The sequence below is a fragment of the Microbacterium sp. MAH-37 genome, from assembly GCF_009758255.1.
GTDB lineage: Bacteria > Actinomycetota > Actinomycetes > Actinomycetales > Microbacteriaceae > Microbacterium.
On the sequence record NZ_WSEN01000002.1, the window covers coordinates 110,909 to 137,621 of the forward strand.

31 protein-coding genes are annotated in these 26,713 nt (G+C 69.9%); 20 read left to right on the forward strand and 11 right to left on the reverse strand.

From position 1 onward, the window contains the following. Positions 1 to 92 precede the first annotated feature (92 nt). On the forward strand, positions 93 to 341 hold the full coding sequence (locus tag GON06_RS00970) for a hypothetical protein (RefSeq protein ID WP_157310439.1): 249 nt from the start codon (positions 93 to 95) through the stop codon (positions 339 to 341). Here the strand turns inward: GON06_RS00970 and GON06_RS00975 are convergent. After that, on the reverse strand, positions 308 to 982 hold the full coding sequence (locus tag GON06_RS00975) for an alpha/beta hydrolase (protein WP_157310441.1): 675 nt from the start codon (positions 980 to 982) through the stop codon (positions 308 to 310). The two genes, GON06_RS00970 and GON06_RS00975, sit on opposite strands and share 34 nt — an antisense overlap. A 71-nt stretch (positions 983 to 1,053) precedes the next feature. On the opposite strand from GON06_RS00975, the gene GON06_RS00980 reads away from it, so the two are divergent. Genes GON06_RS00980 through GON06_RS00990 form a run of 3 tightly spaced genes read left to right on the forward strand, consistent with a single transcriptional unit; the run spans position 1,054 to position 4,519 of the window. After that, positions 1,054 to 1,641 carry an NUDIX hydrolase family protein gene (locus GON06_RS00980; protein WP_157310443.1) on the forward strand — a complete coding sequence of 196 codons (588 nt, stop codon included), beginning with the start codon at positions 1,054 to 1,056 and terminating at the stop codon, positions 1,639 to 1,641. A 13-nt stretch (positions 1,642 to 1,654) separates the two neighbouring features. Continuing rightward, positions 1,655 to 2,578: a hypothetical protein gene (locus tag GON06_RS00985; protein ID WP_157310445.1), complete on the forward strand. Its 924-nt coding sequence runs from the start codon at positions 1,655 to 1,657 to the stop codon at positions 2,576 to 2,578. A gap of 36 nt (positions 2,579 to 2,614) precedes the next feature. Beyond that, entirely contained in the window at positions 2,615 to 4,519 is a 1,905-nt protein-coding gene (locus GON06_RS00990) for a M3 family metallopeptidase (protein ID WP_332837040.1), read from the forward strand. Positions 4,520 to 4,582: 63 nt separating this feature from the next. Here the strand turns inward: GON06_RS00990 and GON06_RS00995 are convergent, their stop codons facing one another. Continuing rightward, positions 4,583 to 5,650 carry a threonine aldolase family protein gene (locus GON06_RS00995; protein ID WP_332837041.1) on the reverse strand — a complete coding sequence of 356 codons (1,068 nt, stop codon included), beginning with the start codon at positions 5,648 to 5,650 and terminating at the stop codon, positions 4,583 to 4,585. 81 nt (positions 5,651 to 5,731) lie between these two features. Here GON06_RS00995 and GON06_RS01000 point away from each other — a divergent pair, with 81 nt between their 5' ends. After that, a complete protein-coding gene (locus GON06_RS01000) occupies positions 5,732 to 7,165 on the forward strand; it encodes an MFS transporter (protein ID WP_157310447.1) in 1,434 nt (477 codons plus the stop codon). Here the strand turns inward: GON06_RS01000 and GON06_RS01005 are convergent, their stop codons facing one another. Both GON06_RS01005 and GON06_RS01010 read right to left on the reverse strand, forming a co-directional pair. Beyond that, a complete protein-coding gene (locus GON06_RS01005) occupies positions 7,166 to 7,813 on the reverse strand; it encodes an SDR family oxidoreductase (RefSeq protein ID WP_157310449.1) in 648 nt (215 codons plus the stop codon). A gap of 99 nt (positions 7,814 to 7,912) precedes the next feature. Then, positions 7,913 to 9,343: a DUF6421 family protein gene (locus tag GON06_RS01010; RefSeq protein WP_157310451.1), complete on the reverse strand. Its 1,431-nt coding sequence runs from the start codon at positions 9,341 to 9,343 to the stop codon at positions 7,913 to 7,915. A gap of 71 nt (positions 9,344 to 9,414) precedes the next feature. Here GON06_RS01010 and GON06_RS01015 point away from each other — a divergent pair, with 71 nt between their 5' ends. Next, complete coding sequence (locus tag GON06_RS01015) at positions 9,415 to 9,867, forward strand: Lrp/AsnC family transcriptional regulator (RefSeq protein WP_157310453.1); 453 nt, start codon at positions 9,415 to 9,417, stop codon at positions 9,865 to 9,867. A gap of 2 nt (positions 9,868 to 9,869) precedes the next feature. On the opposite strand, the gene GON06_RS01020 is transcribed toward GON06_RS01015, so the two are convergent. Beyond that, positions 9,870 to 10,610, reverse strand: a complete 741-nt coding sequence (locus GON06_RS01020; RefSeq protein WP_332837042.1) for a YggS family pyridoxal phosphate-dependent enzyme — start codon at positions 10,608 to 10,610, stop codon at positions 9,870 to 9,872. A gap of 49 nt (positions 10,611 to 10,659) precedes the next feature. On the opposite strand from GON06_RS01020, the gene GON06_RS01025 reads away from it, so the two are divergent. Both GON06_RS01025 and GON06_RS01030 read left to right on the forward strand, forming a co-directional pair. Next, positions 10,660 to 11,625: a 1,4-dihydroxy-2-naphthoate polyprenyltransferase gene (locus GON06_RS01025; RefSeq protein ID WP_157310457.1), complete on the forward strand. Its 966-nt coding sequence runs from the start codon at positions 10,660 to 10,662 to the stop codon at positions 11,623 to 11,625. Next, complete coding sequence (locus GON06_RS01030; protein ID WP_157310459.1) at positions 11,625 to 12,425, forward strand: protein phosphatase 2C domain-containing protein; 801 nt, start codon at positions 11,625 to 11,627, stop codon at positions 12,423 to 12,425. The genes GON06_RS01025 and GON06_RS01030 overlap by 1 nt, the downstream gene beginning before the upstream one ends. Before the next feature lie 12 nt (positions 12,426 to 12,437). Here the strand turns inward: GON06_RS01030 and GON06_RS01035 are convergent, their stop codons facing one another. Continuing rightward, positions 12,438 to 13,463 carry an ArsR/SmtB family transcription factor gene (locus GON06_RS01035; protein ID WP_332837044.1) on the reverse strand — a complete coding sequence of 342 codons (1,026 nt, stop codon included), beginning with the start codon at positions 13,461 to 13,463 and terminating at the stop codon, positions 12,438 to 12,440. 67 nt (positions 13,464 to 13,530) lie between these two features. Here GON06_RS01035 and GON06_RS01040 point away from each other — a divergent pair, with 67 nt between their 5' ends. The 3 genes from GON06_RS01040 to GON06_RS01050 are packed head-to-tail and all read left to right on the forward strand — an operon-like array spanning position 13,531 to position 14,867. Next, a complete protein-coding gene (locus GON06_RS01040; RefSeq protein WP_157310461.1) occupies positions 13,531 to 13,911 on the forward strand; it encodes a cupin domain-containing protein in 381 nt (126 codons plus the stop codon). A gap of 7 nt (positions 13,912 to 13,918) precedes the next feature. Beyond that, complete coding sequence (locus tag GON06_RS01045; RefSeq protein WP_157310463.1) at positions 13,919 to 14,212, forward strand: DUF4287 domain-containing protein; 294 nt, start codon at positions 13,919 to 13,921, stop codon at positions 14,210 to 14,212. 10 nt (positions 14,213 to 14,222) lie between these two features. Beyond that, the gene (locus tag GON06_RS01050; RefSeq protein WP_157310465.1) at positions 14,223 to 14,867 is read left to right on the forward strand and encodes a dihydrofolate reductase family protein; all 645 of its coding nucleotides are present in this window, start codon (positions 14,223 to 14,225) and stop codon (positions 14,865 to 14,867) included. 45 nt (positions 14,868 to 14,912) lie between these two features. Here GON06_RS01050 and GON06_RS01055 read toward each other — a convergent pair whose 3' ends face one another. Continuing rightward, entirely contained in the window at positions 14,913 to 15,188 is a 276-nt protein-coding gene (locus GON06_RS01055; RefSeq protein WP_332837045.1) for a DUF4229 domain-containing protein, read from the reverse strand. A 66-nt stretch (positions 15,189 to 15,254) separates the two neighbouring features. Here GON06_RS01055 and GON06_RS01060 point away from each other — a divergent pair, with 66 nt between their 5' ends. From GON06_RS01060 to GON06_RS01075, 4 genes are all read left to right on the forward strand, one after another. After that, positions 15,255 to 15,593: a PLD nuclease N-terminal domain-containing protein gene (locus tag GON06_RS01060; RefSeq protein WP_157310467.1), complete on the forward strand. Its 339-nt coding sequence runs from the start codon at positions 15,255 to 15,257 to the stop codon at positions 15,591 to 15,593. After that, positions 15,590 to 17,380 carry a thiamine pyrophosphate-binding protein gene (locus tag GON06_RS01065; RefSeq protein WP_332837046.1) on the forward strand — a complete coding sequence of 597 codons (1,791 nt, stop codon included), beginning with the start codon at positions 15,590 to 15,592 and terminating at the stop codon, positions 17,378 to 17,380. Before GON06_RS01060 ends, GON06_RS01065 begins: the two co-directional genes overlap by 4 nt. 10 nt (positions 17,381 to 17,390) lie before the next feature. Continuing rightward, complete coding sequence (locus tag GON06_RS01070) at positions 17,391 to 17,858, forward strand: hemerythrin domain-containing protein (protein WP_157310469.1); 468 nt, start codon at positions 17,391 to 17,393, stop codon at positions 17,856 to 17,858. Between the two features lie 196 nt (positions 17,859 to 18,054). After that, on the forward strand, positions 18,055 to 18,909 hold the full coding sequence (locus GON06_RS01075; protein WP_157310471.1) for a PPK2 family polyphosphate kinase: 855 nt from the start codon (positions 18,055 to 18,057) through the stop codon (positions 18,907 to 18,909). On the opposite strand, the gene GON06_RS01080 is transcribed toward GON06_RS01075, so the two are convergent. Beyond that, positions 18,910 to 20,178 carry an isochorismate synthase gene (locus GON06_RS01080; RefSeq protein ID WP_332837047.1) on the reverse strand — a complete coding sequence of 423 codons (1,269 nt, stop codon included), beginning with the start codon at positions 20,176 to 20,178 and terminating at the stop codon, positions 18,910 to 18,912. It lies immediately after the preceding gene. Positions 20,179 to 20,187: 9 nt separating this feature from the next. Further along, entirely contained in the window at positions 20,188 to 20,763 is a 576-nt protein-coding gene (locus GON06_RS01085) for a DUF402 domain-containing protein (protein WP_332837048.1), read from the reverse strand. A 47-nt stretch (positions 20,764 to 20,810) separates the two neighbouring features. Here GON06_RS01085 and GON06_RS01090 point away from each other — a divergent pair, with 47 nt between their 5' ends. From GON06_RS01090 to GON06_RS01110, 5 genes are all read left to right on the forward strand, one after another. Continuing rightward, positions 20,811 to 21,530, forward strand: coding sequence for a class I SAM-dependent methyltransferase (locus GON06_RS01090; protein WP_157310474.1), 720 nt, complete (start codon positions 20,811 to 20,813; stop codon positions 21,528 to 21,530). Between the two features lie 20 nt (positions 21,531 to 21,550). Then, positions 21,551 to 22,603, forward strand: a complete 1,053-nt coding sequence (locus GON06_RS01095; RefSeq protein ID WP_332837049.1) for a polyprenyl synthetase family protein — start codon at positions 21,551 to 21,553, stop codon at positions 22,601 to 22,603. A 49-nt stretch (positions 22,604 to 22,652) separates the two neighbouring features. Beyond that, positions 22,653 to 24,023 carry an FAD-dependent oxidoreductase gene (locus tag GON06_RS01100; protein WP_157310476.1) on the forward strand — a complete coding sequence of 457 codons (1,371 nt, stop codon included), beginning with the start codon at positions 22,653 to 22,655 and terminating at the stop codon, positions 24,021 to 24,023. A 95-nt stretch (positions 24,024 to 24,118) separates the two neighbouring features. Next, a complete protein-coding gene (locus GON06_RS01105) occupies positions 24,119 to 25,165 on the forward strand; it encodes an alpha/beta hydrolase (protein ID WP_157310477.1) in 1,047 nt (348 codons plus the stop codon). Between the two features lie 127 nt (positions 25,166 to 25,292). Beyond that, positions 25,293 to 25,631: a DUF7882 family protein gene (locus GON06_RS01110; protein WP_157310478.1), complete on the forward strand. Its 339-nt coding sequence runs from the start codon at positions 25,293 to 25,295 to the stop codon at positions 25,629 to 25,631. Between the two features lie 21 nt (positions 25,632 to 25,652). Here GON06_RS01110 and GON06_RS01115 read toward each other — a convergent pair whose 3' ends face one another. Both GON06_RS01115 and GON06_RS01120 read right to left on the reverse strand, forming a co-directional pair. Next, positions 25,653 to 25,970: a DUF7882 family protein gene (locus GON06_RS01115; protein ID WP_157310479.1), complete on the reverse strand. Its 318-nt coding sequence runs from the start codon at positions 25,968 to 25,970 to the stop codon at positions 25,653 to 25,655. Between the two features lie 67 nt (positions 25,971 to 26,037). Continuing rightward, the gene (locus tag GON06_RS01120; protein WP_157310480.1) at positions 26,038 to 26,526 is read right to left on the reverse strand and encodes a YajQ family cyclic di-GMP-binding protein; all 489 of its coding nucleotides are present in this window, start codon (positions 26,524 to 26,526) and stop codon (positions 26,038 to 26,040) included. Positions 26,527 to 26,713: the final 187 nt, after the last annotated feature.

The window sequence follows — 26,713 nt, forward strand, 5'->3', positions numbered from 1 at the left end:
CCCAACACGGCGGACAGGACTCGTCGAGGTTACCGGTCGGGACGGGATCGCGCAACCCGGGCGTGTCGCGCGATCCGCGTACTGTTGAGGTCATGGAACAACGGCAGCCGAGCTCTCACGAGATGCGCGCCCGGATGGGCTTCGCGGGCAGCATCGTGGTCGGGCTCGGTGTCGCGGCGGCGCTCTGGTCGGCCACGCACAACATGGGCGTGACGGTGGGCGTCGCGGTCGCGATCACGATCGCGCTGATGGTCGCGTTCGCCGGAGCGTTCCGGAAGCGGCGGCCGAGGCCGCCTCGCGACGACACTCAGGATGCCGGAGACTCCGACCCTCCGGTCTGAACCGCGGCGTCCCGCCAGGTCGTCAGGAAGACGCCGACGTCGTTCAGCTCGGCCTCCGAGATCGAGTGGGTGAGCCCCTGGTAGACCCGTCCGGAGAGCTCGGCGTGATCGGGCAGCCACTGCGCAGTGTGGTCGATCAGGTGCTGCGGGATGACGTCGTCGTGCGTGCCCCGGCCCCAGAACACCTTCGGCCGCTGCTCCTGCAGCACGGCGTCGTTCGGCAGAGCACCGGGCGCCGCGTACCCGCTCAGGGCGACGACGGCGTCGAACCGCGACGGATCCAGCCGCAGCGCCTGCAGCGACACCGCCGCGCCCTGCGAGAAACCCAGAAGGGCGACGGATGCGGCATCCGACGCCTCCTCGTCCAGCCAGCGCACCAGCGCCTCGGCCGCGGTGGTGATCTGGGTCGCGTCGCGCGACTGCAGATCGTCGATCGGGTACCAGGAGCGGCCGGGCATGGGCCACGGGGGAGCGAGGGGCGCGGCGAGAGCCGCGACGGCGATACCTTCCGGGAGGTAGGGAACCAGGCCGAACAGGTCTCGTTCGTCGGCCCCATAGCCGTGCAGCAGCACGAGGAGCGGCAGACCGGCGCGGTCCGCGGTCGACCAGAGCGTGGCCTCGGCGTCGATCGTGAGGGTCATGCAGCCATCCTGCCAGCGACCGCCGACGCGGGCCTCCCGCGTTCGCGGCACCCTGCTGGTAGAAAGGTCTCATGGCGGTGCGCACACCCGATCCCGACCCCGATGGCGACTTCGGTTTCGACGGCGTGCCCGAGTCGGATGCCAACCCGGGCTGGCTGACCGAGATCGAACTCGCCGAGGCGCGGCGCCGGCTCCCGATGCTCTACGTCGAAGCCGTCCCGGTGCGCACCGACGGCTCAGGCCAGGTCACCTCGCTCGGCGTGCTGCTGCGCTCGACGCCCCTCGGCGAGATCACTCGCACCGTCGTCTCCGGACGGGTGCGCTACGGCGAGACCATCCGCGACGCGCTGTTCCGGCACATCGAGAACGACCTCGGGCCGATGGCGTTCCCGCTGCTGCCGCCATCGCCCGACCCTTTCACTGTCGCGGAGTACTTCCCGATCCCCGGCGTCAGCGCGTACAGTGACGACCGGCAGCACGCGGTGTCTCTCGCATTCGTGGTTCCGGTGACCGGCACCTGCGAACCGCGGCAGGACGCGCTCGAGGTGACCTGGTTCACCCCGGAGGAGGCCGCATCCGACGCGGTCTGGGCTGAGATGGAGGGTGGCCGCGGCACCCTCATCCGCCAGGCGCTCGCGCACCTCGGCCTGCTGAGATGAGGGGCCTGCGGAGATGACCTGGACTCCCGAGGTCTGGTCCTCGACCGCATTCCTCGACGACCTCCGCGACTGGCTGTCCCCGTACGTCGGCGAGGTGCGCTCGCTGGAGCGGGTCAAGGACCGGCCGTGGGCGGCGGTCTGGCGGGTGGACGCCGCTGCCGGTGTGCACTACGTCAAGCAGAACTGCCCCGCGCAGCAGCAGGAGGCGCGGGTGCTCTCCGTGCTGTCACGCGTCGCGCCGGAGCACGTCGTCACGCCGGTGGCCGTCGACGTCCGGCGTGACCTGACTCTCACGGCCGATCAGGGCCGGGTGCTGCGTGACCTGCCCGAGCATGATCGCTGGGCCGAGCTGCTGCGCGACGCGATGCTGCTGTCCCGGGCCTCCGCTTCACATCTCGACGAGCTCGCGTTGACGACGATCGATCCCGCCGGCGCCCGCGAGTACGTCGAGAGCGCGCGTAACGGCTGGACCATCCCCGACGACCTCCGCGACGGCGTCGACGCGGCCGTTGCGTCGGCCGGGGACGCCGGAGAGCAGCTGGCCGCGCTCGGACTGCCTCTCGCGCTGAATCACAACGACCTGCACGATGCGAACGTCTTCGCACCGGAGGGGCGGCTGCTCTTCTTCGACTTCGGCGACGCCGTCGCCTCCTCGCCGCTGGCCGCGCTGCGCATCCCGTTGGAGGGATACGCCAGGCGGCTGGGCACGGATGCCGCAGACCCGCGTGTGGGCGCCGTCGCCGACGCCGCCCTGGAGGTGTGGAGCGACCTCGCGCCGATGTCGCAGTTGCGGGCTGCACTGCCCGCTGCCTGGCGCCTCGCCGCGCTCGGGCGGGCCGAGTCCTGGCACCGCATCCTCAGCACGGTTCCGGAGCGGTTCGTCGAGGAGGACTACCGCGGCGCTGATGCGGACTGGCTCGCCGAGGCCGCCCTGTAGCGGGCCGCTGTCCTGGCGCCGCGTAGGCTCGTTCGGGTGACCGAACCCATCGCCTTCCCGACCACGTCCGCCGACTGGCTCGCCTTCGCGAGCACCCGATCCGATGACCGGCTCGCGCACGCCGACGAGCTCGTCGCCGCTCTCAAGGACGGCACTCCGCGCTCGACACGCGAGACGCTGGAGATCTGGAACGACCTGCAGACCGATGTGCACCGGGTGCGGGCCGAGGCCGAAGTGTTCAGCGAGGTCCACCCCGACCGCGAGGTGCGCGAGGCCGCTGAGGCGCGCGTCGCCGCGGGCGAGGCCAAGTGGACCGCGCTGATGGCGGATGCCGAGCTGGCCGCGATCTTCGCCGCCACCGATCCCGAGGGCCTCGATGCGGGTGCAGCGCGCGTGCGCGACCACCTGCTGCGCGACTTCCGCCGCGGCGGTGCCGACCGCGACGAGGCGACCAGAGTGAAGGCGCAGGAGCTCGCCGCGAGGGACACCGAGCTCAGCCTGGCGTTCTCGCGGAACATCCGTGAGGGGCGGCGCGAGATCCGCGTCGCGCCTGAGGCGCTCGCCGGGCTTCCGGAGGACTTCGTGGCGCAGCATCCGGTGGGCGACGACGGACTCGTCGCGCTGTCCACCGACGCGACCGACGTGATGCCGGTGAGCAACTATGCGGCCGACCGTGCGACCCGGCTCGCACTGAGCGCGGCTCGCGCCGAGCTGGCCTGGCCCGAGAACGACGCCGTCCTCGCCGAGCTGCTTGACGTGCGGCAGCAGCGCGCCGACCTGCTCGGCTACGGCAACTGGTCCGACTACGAGACCGAGGACCGGATGGCGGGCTCCAGCGCCCGCGTCGCGAGCTTCCTCGACGAGGTGGACGAGGCCTCAGGTGCGGCATCCGCCCGTGAGTACGACCTGCTGCTCGCGCGCCTGCGCGAGGACGAGCCGGATGCCGAGACGGTCACTGCCGCCGACCAGCTGTATCTCCTGACACGGATGCACGCCGAGCGCTTCGCCGTCGACTCCCAGGAGGTGCGCTCCTATCTTTCCTACGAGCGCGTCCTGGGCGGTGTGCTCGCCACCACGGGTCGGCTCTTCGGCATCGTCTACGAGCCCGTCGACGTGCAGACGTGGCACGACGACGTGCGGTCCTACGACGTGGTGCGAGACGGCGTTCGGATCGGCCGCATCCACCTCGACATGCACCCGCGCGACGGAAAGTTCAACCACGCAGCGTGCTTCGGCATCGCACCAGGGCTGCGCGGTCGCGTCCTGCCCGAGGCATCCCTGGTCTGCAACTTTCCGAGGGGACTCATGGAGCACCGCCAGGTGCAGACGTTCTTCCACGAGTTCGGGCATCTGGTGCACGAGATCCTCGGCGGCGCCCAGGAGTGGGTCGCGTTCTCGGGCGTGGCCACCGAGTGGGACTTCGTCGAGGCGCCCAGCCAGATGCTCGAGGAGTGGGTCTGGGACGCCGGGGTACTGCAGTCCTTCGCGCTGAACGATGCCGGCCAGCCGATCCCGGTCGAGCTGGTCGAGCGGATGCGTGAGGCGGACGCCTTCGGTCGCGCCCTGCTCGTGCGCACGCAGCTGGGCCACGCGCGCGTGTCCTACCACCTGCACGTCGACCGCCCCGCCGATCTGGCCGCGGCGACCGACCACTGGTACGAGGTCTCGACCCCGGTGGCGCGGATCGCCGGCACGCACTCCTACGCCTCGTTCGGCCATCTGACCGGTTACGGCGCCTGTTACTACACGTACCAGTGGAGCCTCGTGATCGCCCGCGATCTGCTGACCGGCTTCACCGGGCTGCTCGACCCCGAGTCGGCGGCGCGCTACCGCCGTGAGATCCTCGAGCCGGGCGGAAGCCGGGATGCCGCAGATCTGGTCGAGTCGTTCCTCGGACGCCCGTTCACAGTCGACGCGTACCGCGAGTACCTCGGCTCCTGACCGCCCTTGGACAGGCTCAGCGCCCGGGAACTGGGGCGCTGAGCCTGTCGGAGCGTCGTGCGCTCAGGCCGTGGTCAGTCGTCCGAGCTCGGCGACGAACGCGTCCACGTCCGACTCCTGCGTGTCGAAGCTGCACATCCAGCGCACCTCGCGCTTTGCGGCATCCCAGTCGTAGAAACGGAAGCTCTTGCGCAGTTCGTCGGCGACGCCCTCGGGCAGCACGGCGAAGATGCCGTTCGACTGCGTGGGCTGCGAGAACGAGACGCCGCGCACGGTGCCGGCTGCCAGCCCCGCCTCGACCTCGGACCGCAGTCGCTGCGCCATGGCGTTCGAGTGCCGCGCGTTGCGCAGCCACAGGTCGCCCTCGAGCAGCGCGATCAGCTGGGCCGAGACGAACCGCATCTTCGAGGCCAGCTGCATGTTGAACTTGCGCCCGAAGACCAGCCCGTCCGACGCCTCGGGGTTCAGCACCACGACGGCTTCGCCGAGCATCGCGCCGTTCTTGGTGCCGCCGAAGCTCAGCACGTCGACGCCGACGTCGCGGGTGAAGGCGCGCAGCGGCAGGTCGAGGGCTGCGGCGGCGTTGGAGATGCGGGCGCCGTCGAGGTGCAGCTTCATGCCGTGGCCGTGGGCATGGTCGGCGAGCGCGCGGATCTCGTCCGCGGTGTACAGCGTGCCCAGCTCGGTGGACTGGGTGATCGAGACCACCAGCGGCTGCGCCCGGTGCTCGTCGTCCCAGCCCCACGCCTCGCGGTCGACGAGCTCGGGGGTGAGCTTGCCGTCGTCGGTGGGCACGGTCAGCAGCTTGAAGCCGCCGACCTTCTCGGGGGCGCCCGCCTCGTCGACGTTGATGTGGGCGGTGGATGCCGCGATGACCGCGCCCCAGCGCGGCAGCATCGACTGCAGCCCCGTGACGTTGGCGCCGGTGCCGTTGAACACCGGGAAGGCCTGCACACCGTCGCCGAAGTGGCTGCGGAAGACCTCCTGCAGTCGTTCGGTGTACTGGTCCTCGCCGTAGGCGACCTGGTGGCCGTCGTTGGCCTCCGAGATCGCCTGGAGCACCTCGGGGTGGATGCCGGAGTAGTTGTCGGATGCGAAGCCGCGCACGGCGGTGTCATGCAGAACGCTCACCGTACCAGCCTACTTCTCAGCGGATGTCACGATCTGCGCGCAGCACTGTCGGATGTCGGTCGTCCCGCCTACCCTCGATCCATGCGCACATTCCTTCAGGTGCTGGTGAACACGATGGTGGCGAACGTCACCACCAGTTTCCTGTGGTTCGCGCTGACCTTCTGGGTCTACCTCGAGACGAAGAACGTCATGGCGACCGGCATCGTCGGCGGTGCCTACATGCTGCTGATCGCGGTGTTCTCGATCGTGTTCGGCACGTTCGTCGACAGGCACCGCAAGCGCGCGGTGTTCATCTTCTCGAGCGCCGTCACCGCCGTGGCCTTCGTCGCGGCCGGCGTGGTCTACCTCTGGCAGCCCGAGAGCGCGCTGATCGACTTCGGCGGTCCCTGGTTCTGGGTGTTCTGCGGCTTCATCCTGTTCGGCGCGGTGGTCGAGCAGATGCGCAACATCGCGCTGTCCACGACCGTGACGCTGCTGGTGCCGGTCGAACGGCACGCCAACGCGAACGGCATGGTCGGCACCGTGCAGGGTCTCGCGTTCCTCGTCACCAGCGTGTTCAGCGGCCTGGCGATCGGCTTCCTCGGCATGGGAGGCACGCTCGTGATCGCCGTCGGGCTGACCGTGGTGTCGCTGGTGCACATCCTGTTCGTGCAGATCCCGGAGGAGAAGCCGCAGGTCGACCCCGATGCGCCGTCGACGATGGACGTCCGCGGCAGCATCCGCTCGATCCGTGCGGTGCCCGGTCTGTTCGTGCTGCTGTTCTTCTCGATGTTCAACAACCTCATCGGCGGCGTCTACATGGCGCTGATGGATCCCTACGGACTCGAGCTGATGTCCGTGCAGCTCTGGGGCATCGCACTGGCCGTGTCGTCCACCGGCTTCCTGATCGGTGGCGCCGTCGTCGCGGCGCGAGGACTGGGGCGCAACCCGATCCGCACCATGCTGCTGCTCGTCATGGGCATGGGTGTGCTCGGCGCGGTCTTCACGATCCGGGACTGGTGGCCGCTGTACGTGTTCGGCATCTGGGTCTACATGGCGCTGATCCCCGCGGTCGAGGCCGCCGAGCAGACCGTGATCCAGAAGGTCGTGCCCTTCGAACGGCAGGGGCGGGTGTTCGGTTTCGCCTCGGCGATGGAGGCCTCGGCCGCACCGATCACCGCATTCCTCATCGCCCCGATCGCGCAGTACGCGATCATCCCGTTCGTCGAGTCGGCGCAGGGGCAGCAGAGCTGGGGCTGGCTCGTCGGCGACGGCCGGGCGCGCGGCATCGCGCTGATCTTCTTCTTCGCCGGCCTCGCCACGATCGCGCTCGCCCTGTTCGCCTTCACCACCCGCGCCTACCGCCGGCTCAGCGCGTCGTACGCCCAGGAACCTGCAGGAGGCGAACCGCCGGCACCCGAGACGGATGCCGCGGGGGTCGCGGTGGATGCGACTCCGCTGACTGCCCGCGGAGGACTGGTCGACCCCTCCGCCCCCGCCGGACACACCGAACCGGGCGGCGGCGGGGAATCCTGATCAGGGCGCGAGCTCGATCATCCGGTCGTTGATCTCCTCGGCGGGGGACTCCCACATGCCGACGACGGCGGATGCCAGGAGCTCGGGCTCGAGCGCCCCCTTCGCGCGGAACACGACGGAAGCCGCACGCAGCGGCGCGCCGGCATCCCGCGCCGCCTTGGCGAACCCCTGTGCGACGGCACGTGCCCAGGTCTCGCTCGCGGCCTTGACGCTCGCGTAGTTCGCTCCGCCCGCCAGCGGCCGGGCGACGGCGGTGGATGACACGACGGCGAAGCGGCCGGCTTCCGACGCCCGCAGCGCGGCGTCGAAGGCGCGACTGGTGGCGCGCACGGCCGCGAACGCGGGAAGCAGGGCGGCCAGGTCGTCATCGCTCTGGCCGGCGAGACCGCCGCCACCGCGCCAGCCGCCCACCAGCGGCAGCACGCCGTCGACGGGGCCGAGACGCGCGGCAAGGGCCGTCATCTCCTCGAACGAGGTCGCATCGGCGATCTCGGTCTGCGCCCCGGCATCCGCGAGCGGTGCGAGGCGCTCCGCCGAGCGCCCGGTCGCGACGACGCTCGCGCCGCTCGCGATCAGTGCGTGCGCGACAGCGAGCCCTGCCGCACTCGTCGCGCCGGCGATGATGACGGTCTTCCCCGAAACGCTCATACCCTCACCTTTCCATGCCTCTGCAGCTCCGGTCTCAACGGTTGCGGGTGATCCGGCCGGAACACCCGCAACCGTTGAGACCGGAGCGGAGGAAGAGCCTCAGTCGTCGGTGCCGCGGATGCCCACGGTCGACTCGATCACCGGCTTCATCTTCTTGTCGAGCGTCTCGAAGAACATCGACAGCGGGAACTCGTCGTCCATCACCGCGTCCGTGTAACCCTTGGGTGCACCGGCGAGGATCTCGTCGGACAGTCCACGGGCCCACTGGGACGCCGGGTGCGGGGTCAGCGTGCCGCGGACCAGTTCGTACGCGGCCAACCAGTGCGCGACCTTCGGGCGGTCGATCGAGTGCCAGTACAGGTCGTCGATCGCATCACCCAGCGCGACGACGGCGTCGGGCACGTTGTCCCAGTCGAACGCGAGAGCGGTGTCGGTCCAGTGCAGCACGCCGCGCTGGTGCAGCCATGCGAACAGCAGCTGGCCGCCGACGGCGTCGTAGTTGCGCGTGCGGTTGCCGGTGATGGCGAAGCGGAAGATGCGGTCGAAGATCACCGCGTACTGCACGAGGTGCGCGTAGTCGTGCATCTCCTGCTCGGTCTCGGTGAGCGTCTCCCCGGCGGCGATGCGGGCGTCGAACGCGCGCTCGATCTTGACCGACTCGCGGAACGCCGTCATGTCGCAGCGCATCTCCTCGAGCGAGTACAGGAAGAACGGCATCCGCTGCTTGATCATGAACGGGTCGAACGGCAGGTCGCCGCGCATGTGGGTGCGGTCGTGGATGATGTCCCACATCACGAACGTCTTCTCGGCCATCTGCTGGTCGTCGAGCATCGCCTTCGCGCGCTCGGGCAGCTCGAGATTGGTGATCTCGGATGCCGCGCGGACGACGCGACGGTAACGGGCCGCCTCGCGGTCCTGGAAGATCGCACCCCAGGTGAACGATGGGATCTCGCGCATCGCGACGGTCTCGGGGAAGAGCACCGCCGAATTCGTGTCGTAGCCGGGCGTGAAGTCGATCAGCCGCAGTGAGACGAACAGCTTGTTGCCGTAGTCGCCGGCCTCGAGGTCGGCGATGAACTCCGGCCAGATGGTCTCGACGATGAGCGCCTCGACGAGGCGGTCGCTCGAGCCGTTCTGGGTGTACATCGGAAAGATCACGAGGTGGCGGATGCCGTCGACACGGTGCTGCTGGGGCTGGAAGGCCACCAGCGAGTCGAGGAAGTCCGGCACTCCGAAGTCCTCGTCGACCCAGCGCTCGAAGTCCTTCACGGAGGCGGCGAGGTACTCGGCGTCGTGCGGGAAGGCGGGGGAGAGGGCACGGATGCCGGCGGTGATGGCGCCGACGAGTTCCTTGGCCTTCTCGCGGTCGGCGGCCTCCGGGATGGAGCCGTCCTTGATCTGCAGCGGGCGGATCGCGATCGCGGCGTCCTTGAGCTGCGCCCAGGCGGCCGTGTGCTCGGCGGTGGCGGCATCCTCGACGACCTCGGGTTCGCCGATGATGGCGTTGGCGGTGGGAGTGAGAGTGGACATCGGGACCTCCGATCGGCAATGAGGCGGAAATTTTCCTGCAAGCACAGGTATCTGCCGCTATTCTTCCATGTATGGATGATGCTGTCGACCGCGCGATCATCGCCGAGGTGTCCCGTGATGGACGGGTGACCCTGGCGCAGCTGTCCGAGTCCGTGGGGCTCTCGACCTCGGCCGTGCAGGCGCGATTGAAACGACTGGAGTCCCGCGGGGTGATCACCGGCTATCGCGCGCTGCTCGACGCCGAGCAGGTCGGCAAGCCGCTGTCCGCCTTCATCGAGATCACGCCGCTCGACCCCGCTCAGCCCGACACTGCGCCCGAGCTTCTCGAGCACCTCGACGCCATCGAGGCGTGCCACTCGATCGCGGGCGACGCCAGCTACATGCTCTTCGTGCGCGTACCCTCACCGCGTGCGCTGGAGCAGTTGGTCCGCGACATCCGTCTCGCCGCGAACGTCAGCACGCGCACGACGGTCGTGCTGCAGACGTTCTACGAGAACCGCCCGATCGTCCCATCGGGGGACTGAACTCACGCGATCGAGGCCCGCGAGCCGAAGATCTTCTGGCCGACGCGCACCACGGTCGAACCTTCCTCGATCGCGGCCTGGTAGTCGCCGGACATGCCCATCGAGAGCTCACCAGGGCCGACCAGGTCGCGCTCGCGGGCGCGGTCGCGCACGTCGCGCAGGATACGGAAGCACTCCCGCACCCGCTCGGTGTCGCTCGTGAAGAGCGCGAGGGTCATCAACCCCTGCACGTGCAGACTGTCGCGGTGCTTCAGCTCCTCGAGGAAGGCGAGGGCATCGGCCGGGTCGATACCCGACTTCTGCTCCTCCGCCGAGGTGTTCACCTGCACGAAGACGTCGAGCGACCGCCCCGCGGCCTGCAGGCGCTTGTCCAGCGCGTCGGCGAGGCGGATGCTGTCCAGCGCCTGGAACTCGTCGGCGAACGACACGACGTCCTTGGCCTTGTTGGTCTGCAGGTGTCCGATCACGGACCAGCGCAGGTCGAGGTCGGCGAGGTTCTCGGCCTTGCGCTTCGCCTCCTGCACCTTGTTCTCGCCCAGATCGGTCGCTCCGGCCTCGATCGCGAGGCGCAGGCGCTCCTCGGGCACGGTCTTGCTCACTGCCAGCAGGCGGATGCCGGATGCGTCGCGCCCGGAGCGCTCGGCGGCGGCCGCGATGTTCGCGCGCACGTCGGCGATGTTCTGCGCGAACTCCGCCACGGAGGTCGCCTGCGGGTAGAGGGGGCGCGCGGGCTGGTCGGTCACCCTTCGAGGGTACCCGTGGGCAAGTGCGTTCATCGGCCGAGTCAGTAGGATGCCGGACGTGGCATCCGGCAAGAACAGCAAGAGCAAGAAGAAGCGCGGCACCAGCGGGAACCCGGCCAAGCGCCCGGTCGTCGAGCAGGGGCCGGTCCGCGTCGGCGACTGGGTCGGGGCGGCGCGGCTGCGCACGCTGCCGTTGGCCGTCGCGCCCGTCGTGCTCGGGACCGGTGCCGCGCAGACCGTTGACCACCTCTTCCACTGGGCGCTCGCCCTGGCCTGCCTCGCCGTCGCCGTGCTGCTGCAGATCGGTGTGAACTTCGCCAACGACTACAGCGACGGCATCCGTGGCACCGACGCGCACCGGGTGGGGCCGGCGCGGCTCACGGCCTCCGGCCGCGTGCCCGCGAAGCGTGTGCTTCTGATGGCGCTGGTGTTCTTCGCGCTCGCCGCGCTGGTGGGGCTGGCGATCGTCATCCGCACGCAGCAGTGGTGGATGCTGGCGGTCGGCGCCGTGAGCATCATCGCCGCGTGGTTCTACACCGGCGGCAAGCGTCCGTACGGCTACAACGCCATGGGTGAGCTGTTCGTGTTCGTGTTCTTCGGTCTGGTCGCCACGCTGGGCACCACCTGGGTGCAGGTGTCGGCGCTGCCGCTGCAGGCCTGGATCGCCGCGGTCGCCGCGGGGTTCTTCGCATGCGCCGTCCTGCTGGCCAACAACCTGCGCGACATCGATCAGGACCGTGAGGTGGGTAAGCGCACACTCACCGTCCTGATCGGCAAGACCGCGACCCGCGTGCTGTACACGCTGTTCGTGCTCATCCCGTTCGTCTGCTCCGTGCTGTTCGCCCTGCTCTACCCGATCGCGTGGATCTCGCTGCTCGTGCTGCTGGCGGTGCTGCCGGCGATCCTCATCGTGTGGACCTACCGTCAGGCGCGCGAACTGATCATCGCGCTGAGCCTCACCTCGCTGTCGTCTCTGGCATGGGCAGGACTCATCTACTGGGCCCTGGTCGGCTGATGGACCTCTTCGCTCTTCCCGCCGAGCCCGGCCGTGAGAGCGAGGACGCCTGCGCACTCGGTGACGGCATCGCTGTCGTGGTCGACGGCGCAGGGCTTCCCAAGAGCATGCGGCAGGGCTGCGGGCACTCGGTCGCCTGGTACGCGCGGATGCTGGCGGAAGCCTTCCGGGTGCGACTGGAAGATCGCACCGCGACCATGACGCACGCCCTGGCCGGAGCGATCGGCGAGGTCACCGACGCGCACCGCGGCACCTGCGACCTGGATGCCGGGTCGCCGAGCGCCACGGTCGCGGCCTGGCGCATCATCGGCGATGACGTCGAGCACCTGGTGCTCTGCGACGCCTCGATCGTGCTGGTCGGGCGAGACGGCGAGGCGACGGAGATCACCGACGACCGGATCAACGCCGCGGTGGACCGCCGTGCTGCCCAGCTTCTCGGCGCCGGCGAGCACGAGCGCGCCGAGATCGCCGCTGCGCGATTCCGCGCGCTCGACGAGACGCGCAACGTCGCGGGCGGGTTCTGGTGCGCCCAGACCGATCCGGATGCCGCCCGGCACGCGCTCACCGGGCGCACGCCGGCCGCAGGGCTCGCCGCGATCGTGGCATCGTCCGACGGCGGCACCCGGGGCTTCCAACTGGTCGGGGTTCACACCCTCGAGCGCTTCGCCGAACTGGCATCCGCCGGGCGCCTGGCCGAGATCGCCGGTGAGATCCGCGCGGCGGAGGACGCGAAGGACGAATGGATCTTCGCGAAGCCGCACGACGACATCGCCATCGTCGCGCAGAGCTTCCCGGCCTGACTCGCCGTCGTCTCAGAGCCCCGCGCCGACGAGCGCCTCGCCGAGCGCCGTGCGCAGGTGCAGCATCCGGTTCCCGTCGCGGGAGCTCGTGACCAGCCCCGCGTCGCGCAGCACGGTCAGGTGGTGCGACGCCGTCGAGACGGCGATCCCGGCCTCCGCGGCGACCTGTGACGTCGTGCGCGGGATGTGTGCCTGCAGCAGGATGCCGGCACGCACCGGCCCGACCAGGGCGCCGAGAGCCCGCTCGACATCGGCGGATTCCCGCGCCCAGCCGGCGGTGACGCCCCGCGCGGGGTAGAACAGCGTGGGCTGCGCGGGCGGCTCCGTCAGAACCATGCAGCCCCACGACGACATCACCGACGGCACCAGGACGAGTCCGCTGCCGCGGCAGTCGACGTCCTCGCTGTGGCGGCGCAGCTGCACCCGCACCGCACCGTCGCTCCAGCGCACCGTGCGGTGCAGCCCTCCGGCCATGGCGGCGAGGCCGTCGGCCGCGACGATCCTGGCACGCACGGCGATGTCGGCGCGCAGCATCCGCTCCAGCTGCGGCCAGACCGGGGCGACCGCGGCATCCCAGACCTGCTCCCAGGCGTCGGCGATCAGGGCGCGGGCGCGTTCGGGATCGGTCTGCATGCGGCGCAGCGCCCGCTGCCGCTCTCCGGACGACCGCTGCACCATCTTGCCGAGATCGACGAGGATGCCGGGCACCGGTGCCTCGCGGAGAGCGGCGAGCTCGTCGGAGGGCGTGAGATCCCAGCGGGCGTCGGTGGTGAGGAAATCCGGCATATAGCCGTCTGCGCCGATCACCTGCGCGAGCAGGCCGAACGCCTCACGCGGAACGGACTCGCGCACCTGCTTCAACCAGCCCCATTGCAGCGGATAGTCCGCCGGCCGCAGCAGCACGCGCATCGCATGGGCGAACTCGTGCCCGGGCGAGACGCCGAACCGCACGGCCTGGATGTCGCCGGGGCTCAGCCGGAAGTCCACCCGATGGTCCGGGCTCTCGACGCCTTCGCGCGGGCGGGTGTTTCGATCCACATCGAAACTCTAGGGTCTCTTCTCCATGGGCGAAAGAGTGGGACCACCGCACGGAAAGGAGCACATCATGGTCGAGACACTCGCCGTTCCCACGCTCGTCGCGCCGGATGAGATCCGGCTGGGCAGCGGGCGCAGCCGCCGGTTCCAGGGCAGCGACCACGGGGCAGGCATCTCGTACTTCTACATCGACAACCAGCCGGGCCAGGGGGCGTCGCTGCACTGGCATCCGTACCCCGAGACCTGGGTCGTGCTCGAGGGCGACGTCACCTTCGTCGTCGGCGACGAGCAGATCCTCGCCACCGCCGGCGACACGGTCACCGGCCCGGCGTACGTGCCGCACAAGTTCACCAACACCGGCACGGGCACGATGCGCCTCATGGGCATCCACGCCTCTGCCATCATCATCCAGACAGACCTCGATCCTTCGTCAAGCTCAGGAACCGAATAGGAGTCAGATGTCCTTCCAGGCATACCTCGACAACATCGAGACCAAGACCGGTCTCACTCCGCGTCAGTTCATCGAGCTGGCGACCGACAAGGGCTTCGGCCCCGACACCAAGGCGACCCCGATCCTGGAGTGGCTGAAGGCCGACTACGACCTGTCCCGCGGCTACGGGATGGCGCTCGTGCACGTCATCACCAAGGGCCCGCAGATCAGCGCGAAGCACGTCGGCACCGACGGCGCGCATGCGGATGCCTCCGACACCCTGTGGCTGGACGGCAAGGCCAGCAACCCCGCGAACGCCTGAGAGGAACACGATGAGCGTACGAGTCGATCTGAACATCTCGCTGGACGGCTACGCCACCACCACCGACCAGACGCCGGAGAACCCCTTCGGCGACGACTGGGGCCGCCTGGTGGCCGCCTACACCGCCACCCGCACCATGCAGCAGCGTGTGTTCGGCGACACGTCGGGCAGGGGCACGACCGGCGTCGACGAGAAGTACGCCGCCGCCTATTTCGAGGGCATCGGCGCCGAGATCATGGGAGCGGGCATGTTCGGCCTGCACCATCACGGCGACGACCCGGACTGGCGCGGATGGTGGGGCGAGGAGCCGCCGTTCCAGGTGCCGGTCTTCGTGCTCACCCACACGCCCCGCCCGTCGATCGCCTTCGACAACGGCACGGTGTTCCACTTCCTCGAGGCGACGCCGGAGGACGCCCTGCGGCGGGCGACCGAGGCGGCCGGAGGCCGGGATGTGCGGATCGGCGGCGGCGTCGACGTCGTGCGCCGGTTCCTCGCCACGGGCCTCGTGGACCGGCTGCACGTGGGAATCGCACCGATCCTGCTCGGCCGCGGCGACAGCCTCTGGCAGGATCTGCGCGGCCTCGAAGAGGGTTGCGACGTGACCAGCGAGGTCGCCGAGAGCGGCACGATCCACGTCACGTTCCGCAGGCGCTGAACGTGAAGAGAGCGGATGCCGGCCGGCATCCGCTCTCTTCGTCGTTCAGGCCTCGGGCGTCTCGCCGTCCTCGACGTCCTCGTCGGTCGGCTTGCCGGGCCTGCGCGCCGCGCGGCGCTCGTAGATGTCGCGCGAGGTCGCCGAGAGCGGGGTGCGCAGGAACAGCAGCGAGATGCTCATGCCGATGAGAGCGGCGAACAGCGCCGCGAGCCACCAGAACTCGCGGAAGATCGGGAAGAAGAAGTACAGGATCGCCAGCGGCACCAGGAACGCCAGCAGACGCAGCACGGTGTACACGAGGAGGGGTGGCAACTTCTTCACCCGAACAGCTTAGGCGGGGCGCTTAGGACTGGGCTGGGCGCGGGAATCCGCGCCTACACTGGAGACATGGCGAGGTTCCTCATCATCGGCGGCTTCCTGGCCGTCGTGTTCTGGGTGTTCAGCATCGTCGACTGCAGCGTGCAGCCGGCGACGCGGCACCGTGGTGTGTCGAAGGGCGCCTGGGTCGCGATCGTCGTCTTCATCCCGGTGATCGGCGGCATCCTCTGGTTCGCCATCGGCCGGCGGCGCAAGGACGACTCCGACACACGTCCCTACGCGCCCGACGACGACGCCGAGTTCCTGCGCGGGATCACCCGCAAGGAACAGGACGCCCGCATCCGCGAGCTCGAGGAGGAGCTCGCCAGACTGGACGAGGACGGCGACCACCCGGATCCGCGGTCGTGACGACGGGGACCTCCTCGCCGGCGAGCGAGGCCGCAGCCGACCTGCTCGCCGACCTCATCGCGCACGGTGTGCGCGACCTCGTGCTCTCGCCCGGATCCCGCTCGCAGGCACTCGCACTCGCGGCGACGGCCCTCGATCGCGCCGGACTGCTCCGCGTGCACGTGCGCATCGATGAGCGGGTGGCCGGCTTCACCGCGCTCGGCATCGCTCGGGAGACCCGCGTGCCCGTCGCCGTCGTCTGCACCTCGGGCACCGCGGCGGGCAACCTGCTCCCGGCGGCGATGGAGGCCTTCCACTCCGGCGTGCCGCTGCTGTTGATGACCGCCGACCGTCCGCCTGAGCTGCGCGGCGTCGGCGCGAACCAGGCCACCGTGCAGCCCGGGATCTTCGGCCCGTTCGTGCGCTGGGCGGTGGATGCCCCGGTGCCGGGTCCACTTCCGGGTCCTGAGCGCCCTTCGTCTCGTCGCTTCGCTCCTCGCTCAGGATCCGCGGAGCGAGACGAAGGACGCCCTTCGTCTCGTCGCTCCGCTCCTCGCTCAGGATCCGCGGTGCAGGCAACCGCCTGGTCCGGCCTCGGCACCCTGGCCGTCGACGCGGCCCTGGGAATCACAGGCGAGGGCGTCCCCGGCGTCGCCGGCCCCGTGCACCTGAACCTCCCCTCCCGCGAGCCGCTCTCCGCCTCGAACGACGTGACCGCCGATCCCGGACCCGCGCCGCGACTTCCGGCATCCGATCCTCTGCTGCTCGCCCACGGCCCGCGCACTGTCGTGTTCGCCGGGGCGGATGCCGGTGCCGATGCGGAGGAGATCGCCCACACCGGGGGCTGGCCGTTGATCGCCGAGATCGTCAGCGGGGCCCGGTTCGGCCGCCGACTGGTGCACGACTACCGCGGACTGCTCCGCGACGACAGCCTCGGCGGCCGCATCGAGCGGGCCGTCGTGCTCGGGCATCCGACCCTCAGCCGCGAGGTGACGGCGCTGCTCTCCCGCGGCGACGTCGACGTGATCGCCGTGCGCGGCGGGGGCGAGGAGCTCGACCTGAACGGTCGCACCACTGCCGCATCCGCCGTGACCGTCGAGCAGGGCGAGATCGATCGTCAGTGGCTGGGCGCGTGGATGACGGCCTCGCAGGCCGTCGCGATCGACCTCTCCGAGGCTGCACCCGACCAGGGCGGACTGAGCTCGAAGGATCCGCTCGTGCGCGCCGAGGCGGTGCGGGCCGAGCTCGACGCCGTGCGCAGACCCGTGGACCGTGCGCTGCTCGCAGACGCCGTCTGGCGCGCGACCTGGCCTCACGACCGGCTGGTCTTCGGTTCGTCGCGGCTGGTGCGCGTGGCCGATCAGGTGCTCAGCGGTAAGAAGGTGCCTGTCCACGCGAACCGCGGGCTGGCCGGCATCGACGGCACGATCGCGACCGCCATCGGCATCGCCCTCGCCAGCCAAGGCGACGGCGCTCCCGGCGTCACGCGCGTGCTGCTCGGCGACCTCGCCGCGCTGCACGACGTCGGCGCGCTGCTGCTGCCCGCGGGCGAGACGGCACCCCGCATCCAGGTGGTGATCGGTAACGACGGCGGCGGCACGATCTTCGACGGCCTCGAGGTCGCGGTATCCGCTCCGCAGGACGACCTTGACCGCGCGTTCTACACACCGCACTCCGCACGGTTCGCCGACCTCGCGGCGGCGTACGGCTGGGAGTACCAGCGGGTGTCCACCCGCTCGGCGCTGGATCAGGTGCTCACCTCGGCGGTGACCGGGCCACAGCTCATCGAGGTACCGCTCGAGCGCTAGGCTCGACCGGATGGATCAGGACAACGCGCGTTTCACCGCCTGGAGTGACGAGCTCCGTCGTGTGCACGGGCGGCTGCGCGAGGCGCTGCGGGTGACCCGCGAGGCGCTCGCCGCAGGCGAGCAGGCGGCGCCGGCCACCCGCGACCTGCTGCTCTACTGCCGAGGATTCTGCAGCGCCCTCGACTCGCACCACCGCGGCGAGGATCGGTCGCTGTTCCCCGCGATCGAGCGGGAGCACCCCGGCCTGGCGCCCGTGCTGCGCAAGCTCGAGCAGGACCACTCGATGATGGCCCACCTGATCGGCGGCCTGCAGACCGCCGTCGACTCGGATGCCGCCCCCGCAGACCTCTCCCGTCACCTGGACGGTCTCGGCGCGATCATGGAGAGCCACTTCCGCTTCGAGGAGCGCCGGCTGCTGACCGTGCTGGACACCCTCGCCACGGATGCCGCCCCGCGCGACGCGCTCGGCACGCTCTGACCGGCCTTTCCCTCGGCTCCGGTCTCAACGGTTGTGGGTGCGGGCCGCCGGCCACCCGCAACGAGCGAGACCGGAGCCCTGAGGAGCTTGTCTTCCCCAGTTCCGGTCTCAACGGTTGTGGGTGCGGGCCACCGCACACCCGCAAGGAGTGAGACCGGAGCAAGGAAAGGGCCGACGCGTACGGCAGGATGTCACCATGTCGAAGCACCTGTGGCACGAGCATCCGTCCGACCTCCTGCGTGTGCGCGAGGGGTTCCGCCTCGCGGATGTCGATGCGGACTCGACGCCGGGGTTCTCGCACGGGAAGTCGCATGGCGAGAAGGATCTCGCGACGCGTCGGGAGCTGCTCGGCGACCTGCAGGAGCGGCTCTATGCGGCCAGCCGCGTCGGCGAGGACACGGATGCCGTGCTGCTGGTCCTCCAGGCGATGGATTCCGCGGGCAAGGGTGGCATCGTGCGGCATGTCGTCGGCGGCGTCGACCCGCAGGGCGTGGAACTCGCCGCGTTCAAGGCCCCGACCGACGAGGAGCGCGCGCACGACTTCCTCTGGCGGGTCGAGAAGCGGCTGCCGCAGCGTGGATTCATCGGGGTCTTCGATCGCTCGCACTACGAGGACGTGCTGATCGGCCGGGTGCGTTCACTGGCGTCCGCGGAAGAGATCGAGCGCCGGTACGGCGCGATCCGCGAGTTCGAGCAGCAGGTCGCGGCCTCCGGCATCCGTCTCGTGAAGGTGATGCTGCACATCTCGCGTGACGAGCAGAAGTCGCGGCTCATGGAGCGGCTCGACCGCCCCGACAAGCACTGGAAGTACAACCCGGGCGACGTCGACGAGCGGATGCTGTGGGACGACTACATGGAGGCGTATCAGACCGTCTTCGACCGCACCTCCACGGCGGATGCCCCGTGGCACGTCGTCCCTGCGAACCACAAGTGGTACGCGCGGCTGGCCGTGCAGGAACTCCTGATCGCCGCGCTCGAGGGCATCGATCCGCAGTGGCCGAAGGCCGACTTCGACGTGGACGCCGAGAAGAAGCGCCTCGCCGCGAGCTGATCAGGCCAGGGCGTCGACGATCGGACGGAACTTCACCCGGGTCTCGAGCAGCTCGGTCTCGGGGTCGCTGCCAGCGACGATGCCGGCGCCGGCATACGCGGTCACCGGGATCGTGTCGTCCGCGACCTGGCCGGCCTCGCCGCTGCCGAACTGCGCGCAGCGCAGCGCGACGGCCCATTCGCCGTTGCCCGCGGCGTCGACCCAGCCGACGGGGCCGGCGTAGCGGCCGCGGTCGAAGGGTTCCAGGCGGCGGATCGCCTGCACCGCGACATCCGTCGGCGTACCGCCGACCGCAGCGGTGGGATGCAGCACGCCGACGAGGTCGAGGGAGGAGGCGCCGTCCGAGAGCTCGGCCTCGACGTCGGTCGCGAGATGGAACAGGTTGGGCAGCTTGAGGATGAACGGCTGCTCGGCGGCGGCGAGGGCGCGCACGTGCGGCCGCAGAGAGGCGAGCAGGCTCTGCACGGCGTACTCGTGCTCGTCGAGGTCCTTCGTGCTGGAGGCGAGGTAGGCGGATGCCGCGGTGTCGGCATCCGCGTCGGCGCCGCGGCCGATCGTGCCGGCGAGCACCCGGGCGGTCACGGTGCCGCCCTGGACGGTGACGAGGGTCTCCGGGCAGGCTCCGATGAACCCGTCGACGGCGTAGGTCCAGGTGTCGGGGTATCCGGTCGCAAGCGCCCGCACCAGCCGGCGCAGATCCGATCCCGCAGGAACGGTGCCGGTGAGGTCGCGGGCCAGCACGACCTTCTCGTAGTCGCCGGCGGTGATCTCGGCGACGGCGCGGCGCACCGAGTCCTGATAGCCCTCCGGCGACTGCGCGCCGGGGCCGAGGGTGCCGGCCCAATGCGGCCCGTACTCTCGCGGAGCGACGTCGGCCGGCACGTCGTCCTCGATGCCGCGGATGCGGGTGATCCAGCCGCGCCCGTCGCGGCGGCCGATGATCGTCTCGGGCACGATCAGCACGGCGTCGCGAGCCGAGTCCTCGTCGAAGGTGAGGGTGCTGAAACCCACCAGCCCGGTGCCCGGCAGATCGACCTGGTCGTCGATGTCCGCGGCGGCGGTCAGCTCGCGCCACGCCTCGGCCATCAGCGCTGCGCGGCTCGGTTCTGATCCGGCGGGCACGCGGATGGTGATCCGGTGCCGGCCGCCGGCGGCGACGATGCCGTCACCGCGGCGCAGCCAGGCAAGCGGCTCGTCGGGGTCCGCATATGTCAGGGGGTCTTCGACCGGGTCGATCTCTCGGGTCTCCACGACCAGTCGGGTAGTCACCCGATCAGCCTAGCTTTCTGCAGGCAGCGGGAGGTCCAGACCGAGGGCCACGAGCCGGTCCAGCCAGGCATCCGCGGTCGCGTCGTCGAACGGGGCCCGCTGCGCGCGCACCTGCGTCTCGAGCTCGGCAGCACGGGCCTCGAGGTGCGCCATGACGTCGGCGGGGTAGCCGAACCGCACGCTGTGCTCCTCCCACTCGTCCTGATCCACGATGCGGGTGCCGCGCTCGTCGAGGTGCCGCACGACGTCGAGGTCCATGTCGATCGCCGTCGCGACGAGCGGGTCGTCATCGGACCAGCGCACGTCCCAGGCCAGATCGATGTAGATGCGCATCGCGCGCGGATGTCCGCGGTGCACGGTGAGGGCGTAGTCGGCGGCGTCCCGCGGCACGAGCGTCACGTTCGGGCTCTCGGCGACGAACGACCTGCCAGGGCGGGAGCTCATCCAGCCGACCGGCTGCCCGATCCAGTCGCCCCACTGGTCCGCACCCAGGTACACGCCCTCGCCGCCCCAGTGCGGCGAACCGTCCCACTTGCGCCACTGGAAGATCATCGTCTGGCCGGGATCAGGACGCTGTGCACTCACTCGGCAGAGTCTACGACCGCCCATGCGCTGCCCCGTAGGATCGGAGGATGACCGCAGAGCCCAACCGCGCCGACCTCGGCAAGGACCCGGCCCGCGTCAGCGGGATGTTCGATCAGGTCGCCGCCGGCTACGACCGCACCAACACGGTGATGACCGTCGGCAACGACGCGCTCTGGCGCGCCGCGACCACGAGGGCGGTCGCGCCGCGCAAGGGCGAGCGCATCCTCGACCTCGGTGCGGGCACCGCGTCCTCCTCCGCCTCCCTCGCGGCGAGCGGCGCCGACGTCATCGCCGCCGACTTCTCGCCGGGGATGCTGGCCGAGGGGGAGCGCCGGCACGGCGACCTGCCCAACCTCAGCTTCGTCCAGGCGGATGCCACGGACCTGCCGTTCGGCGACGCCGAGTTCGACGCGGTGACCATGTCGTACAGCCTGCGCAACGTGCAGGACCCGAAGAAGGCGATCGCGGAGCTGTTCCGCGTGACCAAGCCCGGCGGGCGACTGGTGATCAACGAGTTCTCCACCCCGCCGTCGCCGGTGTTCCGTGCGTTCTTCGGGTTCTACAACTCGCAGGTGCTGCCGCGAGTGGCCAGGGTGGCCGGGACGAACGGTGAGGCCTACGACTACCTGAACGAGTCGATCAGGGAGTGGCCCGACCAGAAGACTCTCGCGGCATGGCTGCGCGAAGCCGGGTGGATCGACGTCGCCTGGCGCAACCTGTCGTTCGGGATCGTGGCACTGCACCGCGCTCGCAAGCCTGTCGTCTGACCACAGGTAGGCTGGTCTTCGTGACTTCGAGCCCCGACGCCCCGGGCACGCGCCTTGCGAGCCTGCTGGGCTTCAGCGACCGCGTGTTCCTCGGGCCTTCAGCGCGCCGTCTGTCGCGCGAGGTCGAGGCCGGCCTCGAGCTCGTCGAGTCCGGGCTCGCGGAGGATCTGAAGGCCGCCGACTCGGTCGCCGATGCGGCCAGCCGCTACCTGTACGAGGCCGGCGGCAAGCGTATCCGGCCGATCCTGACGCTGCTGACCGCCCAGCTCGGCGACGGCAACATCCCCGCGGTGGTCGACATCGCCAAGGCGCTCGAGCTCACGCACCTCGGCTCGCTGTACCACGACGACGTCATGGACGGCGCGGACAAGCGCCGCGGCGTGGCCGCCGCGCACGAGGTGTGGGGCAACAACGTCGCCATCCTCACCGGCGACATCCTGTTCTCGCGCGCCAGCCAGCTCATGTCGCATCACGGCGACCGCGCCATCCGGCTGCAGTCCGACACCTTCGAGCGCCTCGTGCTCGGCCAGCTGCACGAGACCGTCGGCGCGCAGCCGGGCGACGATCCGATCGAGTTCTACATCCAGGTGCTCTCCGACAAGACCGGCTCGCTGATCGCCGCCGCCACGCAGGGCGGCGTGATCTTCTCGAACGCCCCGGCCGAGTACGAGGAGCCGATGCGCGTGTTCGGAGAGAAGATCGGCGTCGCATTCCAGCTGCTCGACGACGTGATCGACCTTTCCGCGAACCCGGCCGACACGGGCAAGGTGCCCGGCACGGACCTGCGAGCCGGCGTTCCGACGATGCCCTATCTGCTGCTGAAGCACGACGACGCCGGCGATCTCGCGCGGCGCATCGACGACGGCGTCGCCCGGATCGCCGAGGGAGAGGATCCGTCGCTGCTCGACGGTCCGCTCGCCGAGCTCCGCGACCACGCGGCCACCCAGCGCACCCTCGCACTCGCGCAGTCCTGGACGGACGAGGCGGTCGCCCAGCTCGGCGTCCTGCCCAAGGGCCCGGTGCGGGACGCGCTCACCCGATTCGCCGAGAGCCTCGCGGAACGCTCGCGCTGAGCGGCATCCGGCTCGCAGGCCTCTGAACCGACCTCACGGAAGGATCCTCATGACCAAGCTCAGGCTGGCTATCGTCGGCGCAGGCCCGGCAGGCATCTACGCCGCCGACCTCCTGCTGAAGGCGGAGCGCAAGTTCGACGTGTCCATCGACCTGTTCGAGCAGCTGCCCGCTCCGTACGGCCTGGTGCGCTACGGCGTCGCCCCCGACCACCCGCGCATCAAGGGCATCATCAACGCCCTGCGCGACGTGCTCGACCGCGGTGACATCCGCCTGTTCGGCAACGTGCGCTTCGGTGAGGACATCACCCTGGAGGATCTGAAGCGGCACTACAACGCGGTGATCTTCGCGACCGGCGCTGTGCGCGACACCTCGCTCGACATCCCCGGCATCGATGCGCTCGGCTCGTACGGCGCCGCCGACTACGTCAGCTGGTTCGACGGGCACCCCGACGTGCCGCGCGAGTGGCCCCTGGATGCCGCATCCGTCGGCGTGATCGGCAACGGCAACGTCGCCCTCGACGTGTCGCGGATGCTCGCGAAGCACGCCGAGGATCTGCTGGTCACCGAAGTGCCGCGCAACGTCTACGAGGGCATGAAGGGCAGCGCCGTCACCGACGTGCACGTGTTCGGCCGCCGGGGGCCGGCGCAGGTGAAGTTCACGCCGCTCGAGCTGCGCGAGCTCGGCGAGCTGCGCGACGTCGACATGGTCGTCTACGACGAGGACTTCGACTACGACGAGGCCTCGAAGGACGCCGTCGCCAGCAACAAGCAGGTCATGGTGATCGACCGCATCCTGCAGTCCTGGCGCAAGCGCGACTCGGTGAACAACGCAGGCGGCACGGCGTCGCGACGGCTGCACCTGCACTTCTGGGCCAAGCCGGTCGAGGTGCGCAAAGACGAGCAGGGTCGCGTCGCGGCGCTGGTCTACGAGCGCACCAAGTCGGATGGCGCCGGCGGTGCCGTGGGCACCGGCGAGATGCGCGAAGTGCCGATGCAGGCGCTGTACCGCGCGATCGGCTACTTCGGATCGCCGCTGCCTGACGTGCCTTTCGACAAGAAGCACGGCGTCATCCCGAACCGGGAGGGGCAGGTGCTGGAGAACAAGTCCAACCAGCGCGTCCCCGGCATCTACGCCACGGGCTGGATCAAGCGGGGTCCGGTGGGTCTGATCGGGCACACCAAGTCCGACGCCATGGAGACCGTGCGGCACCTGATCAACGACCAGGGGTCCTGGTGGCAGCCCGAGGTCCCCGACGAGGAGGCGATCCCGGCGCTGCTGCAGGAGCGCGGCGTGCTGTGGACCGACCTGGACGGCTGGCACCGTCTCGACGCGCATGAGATCGGTCTCGGCGAGCCGGAGGGCCGCGCCCGCATCAAGGTCGTGCCGCGTGACGAGATGGTGCGCGTCTCGCGCGACTGACGCTCCGGTTCCTGAGCGCCCCTTCGCCTCGTCTCGTCGCGTCGCTCCCCGCTCAGGATCCGCCGAGAGAGACGAAGGGCCGATACCCTGGCCCCATGGGGGAGTGGACACCGGACGTTCTGGGCGACGAGTTCGTCCAGCAGACGCTGCCGCTCGGTCATGACGACGAGGGCGAGGTCGTCGCGACGCTGGTGCGCGCACTGCCGGATGCGCCAGAGCCGGTGCCCGCGCCGACGTTCTGGCAGCGGCTGCGCGGCATCCGCCCGGATCCTGCGCCGACGCTCCCACTGGGGGACGTCGACGTGCTGTACGTGCACGGCTGGTCGGACTACTTCTTCCAGAAGCGGCTCGCCCGGTTCTGGACCGCGCGCGGCGCGCGCTTCTTCGCGCTGGACCTGCGCAAGTACGGCCGCAGTCTGCGGCCGGGCCAGACACCGGGCTACATCGACGACCTCGCCACGTACGACGAGGACATCGCCGCCGCGCTCGCAGTGATCAGGGAGGGGCAGGATGCCGGGAACCGCCGCCTCATGCTCTTCGGTCACTCGACCGGGGGACTGATCCTCAGCCTGTGGGCCGACCGGCATCCTGGCGAGGTGGCCGGGATGGTTCTGAACAGCCCCTGGCTGGAGTTCCAGCTGCCCCGCTTCCAGCGTGAGACGATCGCGCCACTGGTGGGCATGCAGGCGAAGTACTGGCCCCTGGAGAAGGCGCCCCAGGTCGACCTCGGGTTCTACACGCGGGCGCAGAACGCGGTCGCCGATCCCGACGACCCGATGGACGTGAACCTGGACTGGCGGCCGGAGCAGACGATGACGGTGTACGCCGGCTGGCTCAACGCGATCCTCACCGGGCACCGGCAGATCGCCGCCGGCGTGCGGATCGATGCCCCGGTGCTCGTCCTGCTGTCCGCGCGCACGGCCATGCCGACCGCATGGTCGGATGCTCTCACCAGCGCCGACACCGTGCTCTGGGTCGACGACATCGCGCGCGCTGCGCTGAAACTCGGACCGTCCGTGACCGTGGCCCGCATCGACGGCGCCCTCCACGACGTCTTCCTGTCGCGCCATGAGGCGCGGGAGGAGGCCTATGCGCGCCTGGCGCAGTGGGTCACCGGCTGGAACGCGGCGACCGGGGCCTGAGCCGCGCACCATGCCTGGCGCCCATCGCGGACATGCGCGAGAGTGAAGACACAATCCCCACACAGCGATCATCTCGGTTGCGCCTCTTGGCACGGGTTTCCGTGGAGAAGACCAGAGGACGCCGGCCATGGGCAAGTTCATCTATGAAGGTGGGACGAAGATCGAGGTGGAGGATCGCGCGCTCACCCATGTGCAGATCGTGATGACTGCGAAGCTGCGGCGCGGAGAGCCGTTCCCGTTCTCGTGGCGCGAGGACCCCAGCATCGGCGGCGGGCGCACCACGGTGTGGGTGCACGCGGGCAGCGACCTCGTCTTCAAGTACTTCGGCAGCAGGCAGCCGGCCATCAACCGGGCGTGGATCGAGGCCCTCGCGTACACGGCGAACTCCCCGACGGGGCTCTACGTCACTCCCGAGCCGGCGAACACGGTCACCGTCGAGCGGGTGCATGAGGCAGCCGCGGTCTGAGCACGCGCAGGGCCGGACGGGTCACTCCGTCTCGGGCTGCTCCTCGACTTCGTCGACGAGCTGGATCCCGCCCGTCGTGTTGGCGGAGTGCATCAGCCGCTCGACCCAGGCGGCGTTGAGTTCCGGCGGCTGCGGGTCGTCGAACACGAAGCGCAGCGGTATCGAGGGATGCAGCCAGATCGTCGTCCTGCCCACGGGCTGACCGTCCGTATGCCGCCAGCTCAGCGTGAAGCTCTCCTGCCGGCGCAGCTTGGTCGAGATGACGACCTTCAGATGAGCGAGTGTCCGGTCCTCGATGAAGATCGGGTGTTCGGAATCGTCGTAGATGAGCGCGCCCATCCTCCGACGGTACGCGCAGTCCGCGCCCGGCGGCACCCCGAATCGGGAGCGGCGCCGGGCCCACAGATCAGCGGTAGTTGATGAACTGCAGGTCGATGTCGAGGTCGCTGCCCTTGAGCAGCGCGATGACGGCCTGCAGATCGTCGCGGCTCTTGGACTGCACGCGCAGCTCGTCGCCCTGGATCTGGCTCTTGACGCCCTTAGGCCCCTCGTCGCGGATGATCTTGCCGATCTTCTTGGCGTTCTCGCTCGAGATGCCGTCCTTGAGGGACGAGACGATGCGGTACTCCTTGCCGCTGGCGAACGGATCGCCGGAGTCGAGGCTCTTCAGCGAGATGCCGCGCTTGATGAGCTTGGACTGCAGGACGTCGAGGACGGCCTTCGCGCGCTCCTCGGAGTTCGCCTTGATGAGGATCTGCTCGCCGCTCCACGCGACGGAGGCGTCGGTGCCCTTGAAGTCGTAGCGCTGCTCGATCTCCTTGCGGGCCTGGTTCACAGCGTTTTCGGCCTCCTGGTGATCCACCTTGGAGACGATGTCGAATGAAGAGTCAGCCATGCCGCCAAGTGTAACGAGTGCGGCTCTGCGGCATCCGATCTGGAAGCGCTTCCACGAAAGGTGACCCGCTTCTTGCAAGGTCACAGCTCTGTATCGCCGTCTCCGGGCGTTGCGCGCAACGGCTTCTTCCATGCATACTGTAAGCGCTTGCAGTTTTGCAGGCCCCACGCATCGAGAGAGGCACACC

Excerpts from the sequence above, each read along its gene's own strand:
- GON06_RS00980 (WP_157310443.1), top strand. The coding sequence starts at position 1,054 with ATGGCGGTGCGCACACCCGATCCCGACCCCGATGGCGACTTCGGTTTC.
- GON06_RS00975 (WP_157310441.1), bottom strand. The coding sequence starts at position 982 with ATGACCCTCACGATCGACGCCGAGGCCACGCTCTGGTCGACCGCGGAC.
- GON06_RS01015 (WP_157310453.1), top strand. The coding sequence starts at position 9,415 with ATGGATGATGCTGTCGACCGCGCGATCATCGCCGAGGTGTCCCGTGAT.
- GON06_RS00970 (WP_157310439.1), top strand. The coding sequence starts at position 93 with ATGGAACAACGGCAGCCGAGCTCTCACGAGATGCGCGCCCGGATGGGC.
- GON06_RS01105 (WP_157310477.1), top strand. The coding sequence starts at position 24,119 with ATGGGGGAGTGGACACCGGACGTTCTGGGCGACGAGTTCGTCCAGCAG.
- GON06_RS01030 (WP_157310459.1), top strand. The coding sequence starts at position 11,625 with ATGGACCTCTTCGCTCTTCCCGCCGAGCCCGGCCGTGAGAGCGAGGAC.
- GON06_RS01040 (WP_157310461.1), top strand. The coding sequence starts at position 13,531 with ATGGTCGAGACACTCGCCGTTCCCACGCTCGTCGCGCCGGATGAGATC.
- GON06_RS01060 (WP_157310467.1), top strand. The coding sequence starts at position 15,255 with ATGGCGAGGTTCCTCATCATCGGCGGCTTCCTGGCCGTCGTGTTCTGG.
- GON06_RS01110 (WP_157310478.1), top strand. The coding sequence starts at position 25,293 with ATGGGCAAGTTCATCTATGAAGGTGGGACGAAGATCGAGGTGGAGGAT.
- GON06_RS01005 (WP_157310449.1), bottom strand. The coding sequence starts at position 7,813 with ATGAGCGTTTCGGGGAAGACCGTCATCATCGCCGGCGCGACGAGTGCG.
- GON06_RS01050 (WP_157310465.1), top strand. The coding sequence starts at position 14,223 with ATGAGCGTACGAGTCGATCTGAACATCTCGCTGGACGGCTACGCCACC.
- GON06_RS00985 (WP_157310445.1), top strand. The coding sequence starts at position 1,655 with ATGACCTGGACTCCCGAGGTCTGGTCCTCGACCGCATTCCTCGACGAC.
- GON06_RS01025 (WP_157310457.1), top strand. The coding sequence starts at position 10,660 with ATGCCGGACGTGGCATCCGGCAAGAACAGCAAGAGCAAGAAGAAGCGC.
- GON06_RS01115 (WP_157310479.1), bottom strand. The coding sequence starts at position 25,970 with ATGGGCGCGCTCATCTACGACGATTCCGAACACCCGATCTTCATCGAG.
- GON06_RS01010 (WP_157310451.1), bottom strand. The coding sequence starts at position 9,343 with ATGTCCACTCTCACTCCCACCGCCAACGCCATCATCGGCGAACCCGAG.
- GON06_RS01090 (WP_157310474.1), top strand. The coding sequence starts at position 20,811 with ATGACCGCAGAGCCCAACCGCGCCGACCTCGGCAAGGACCCGGCCCGC.
- GON06_RS01070 (WP_157310469.1), top strand. The coding sequence starts at position 17,391 with ATGGATCAGGACAACGCGCGTTTCACCGCCTGGAGTGACGAGCTCCGT.
- GON06_RS01120 (WP_157310480.1), bottom strand. The coding sequence starts at position 26,526 with ATGGCTGACTCTTCATTCGACATCGTCTCCAAGGTGGATCACCAGGAG.
- GON06_RS01100 (WP_157310476.1), top strand. The coding sequence starts at position 22,653 with ATGACCAAGCTCAGGCTGGCTATCGTCGGCGCAGGCCCGGCAGGCATC.
- GON06_RS01000 (WP_157310447.1), top strand. The coding sequence starts at position 5,732 with ATGCGCACATTCCTTCAGGTGCTGGTGAACACGATGGTGGCGAACGTC.
- GON06_RS01075 (WP_157310471.1), top strand. The coding sequence starts at position 18,055 with ATGTCGAAGCACCTGTGGCACGAGCATCCGTCCGACCTCCTGCGTGTG.
- GON06_RS01045 (WP_157310463.1), top strand. The coding sequence starts at position 13,919 with ATGTCCTTCCAGGCATACCTCGACAACATCGAGACCAAGACCGGTCTC.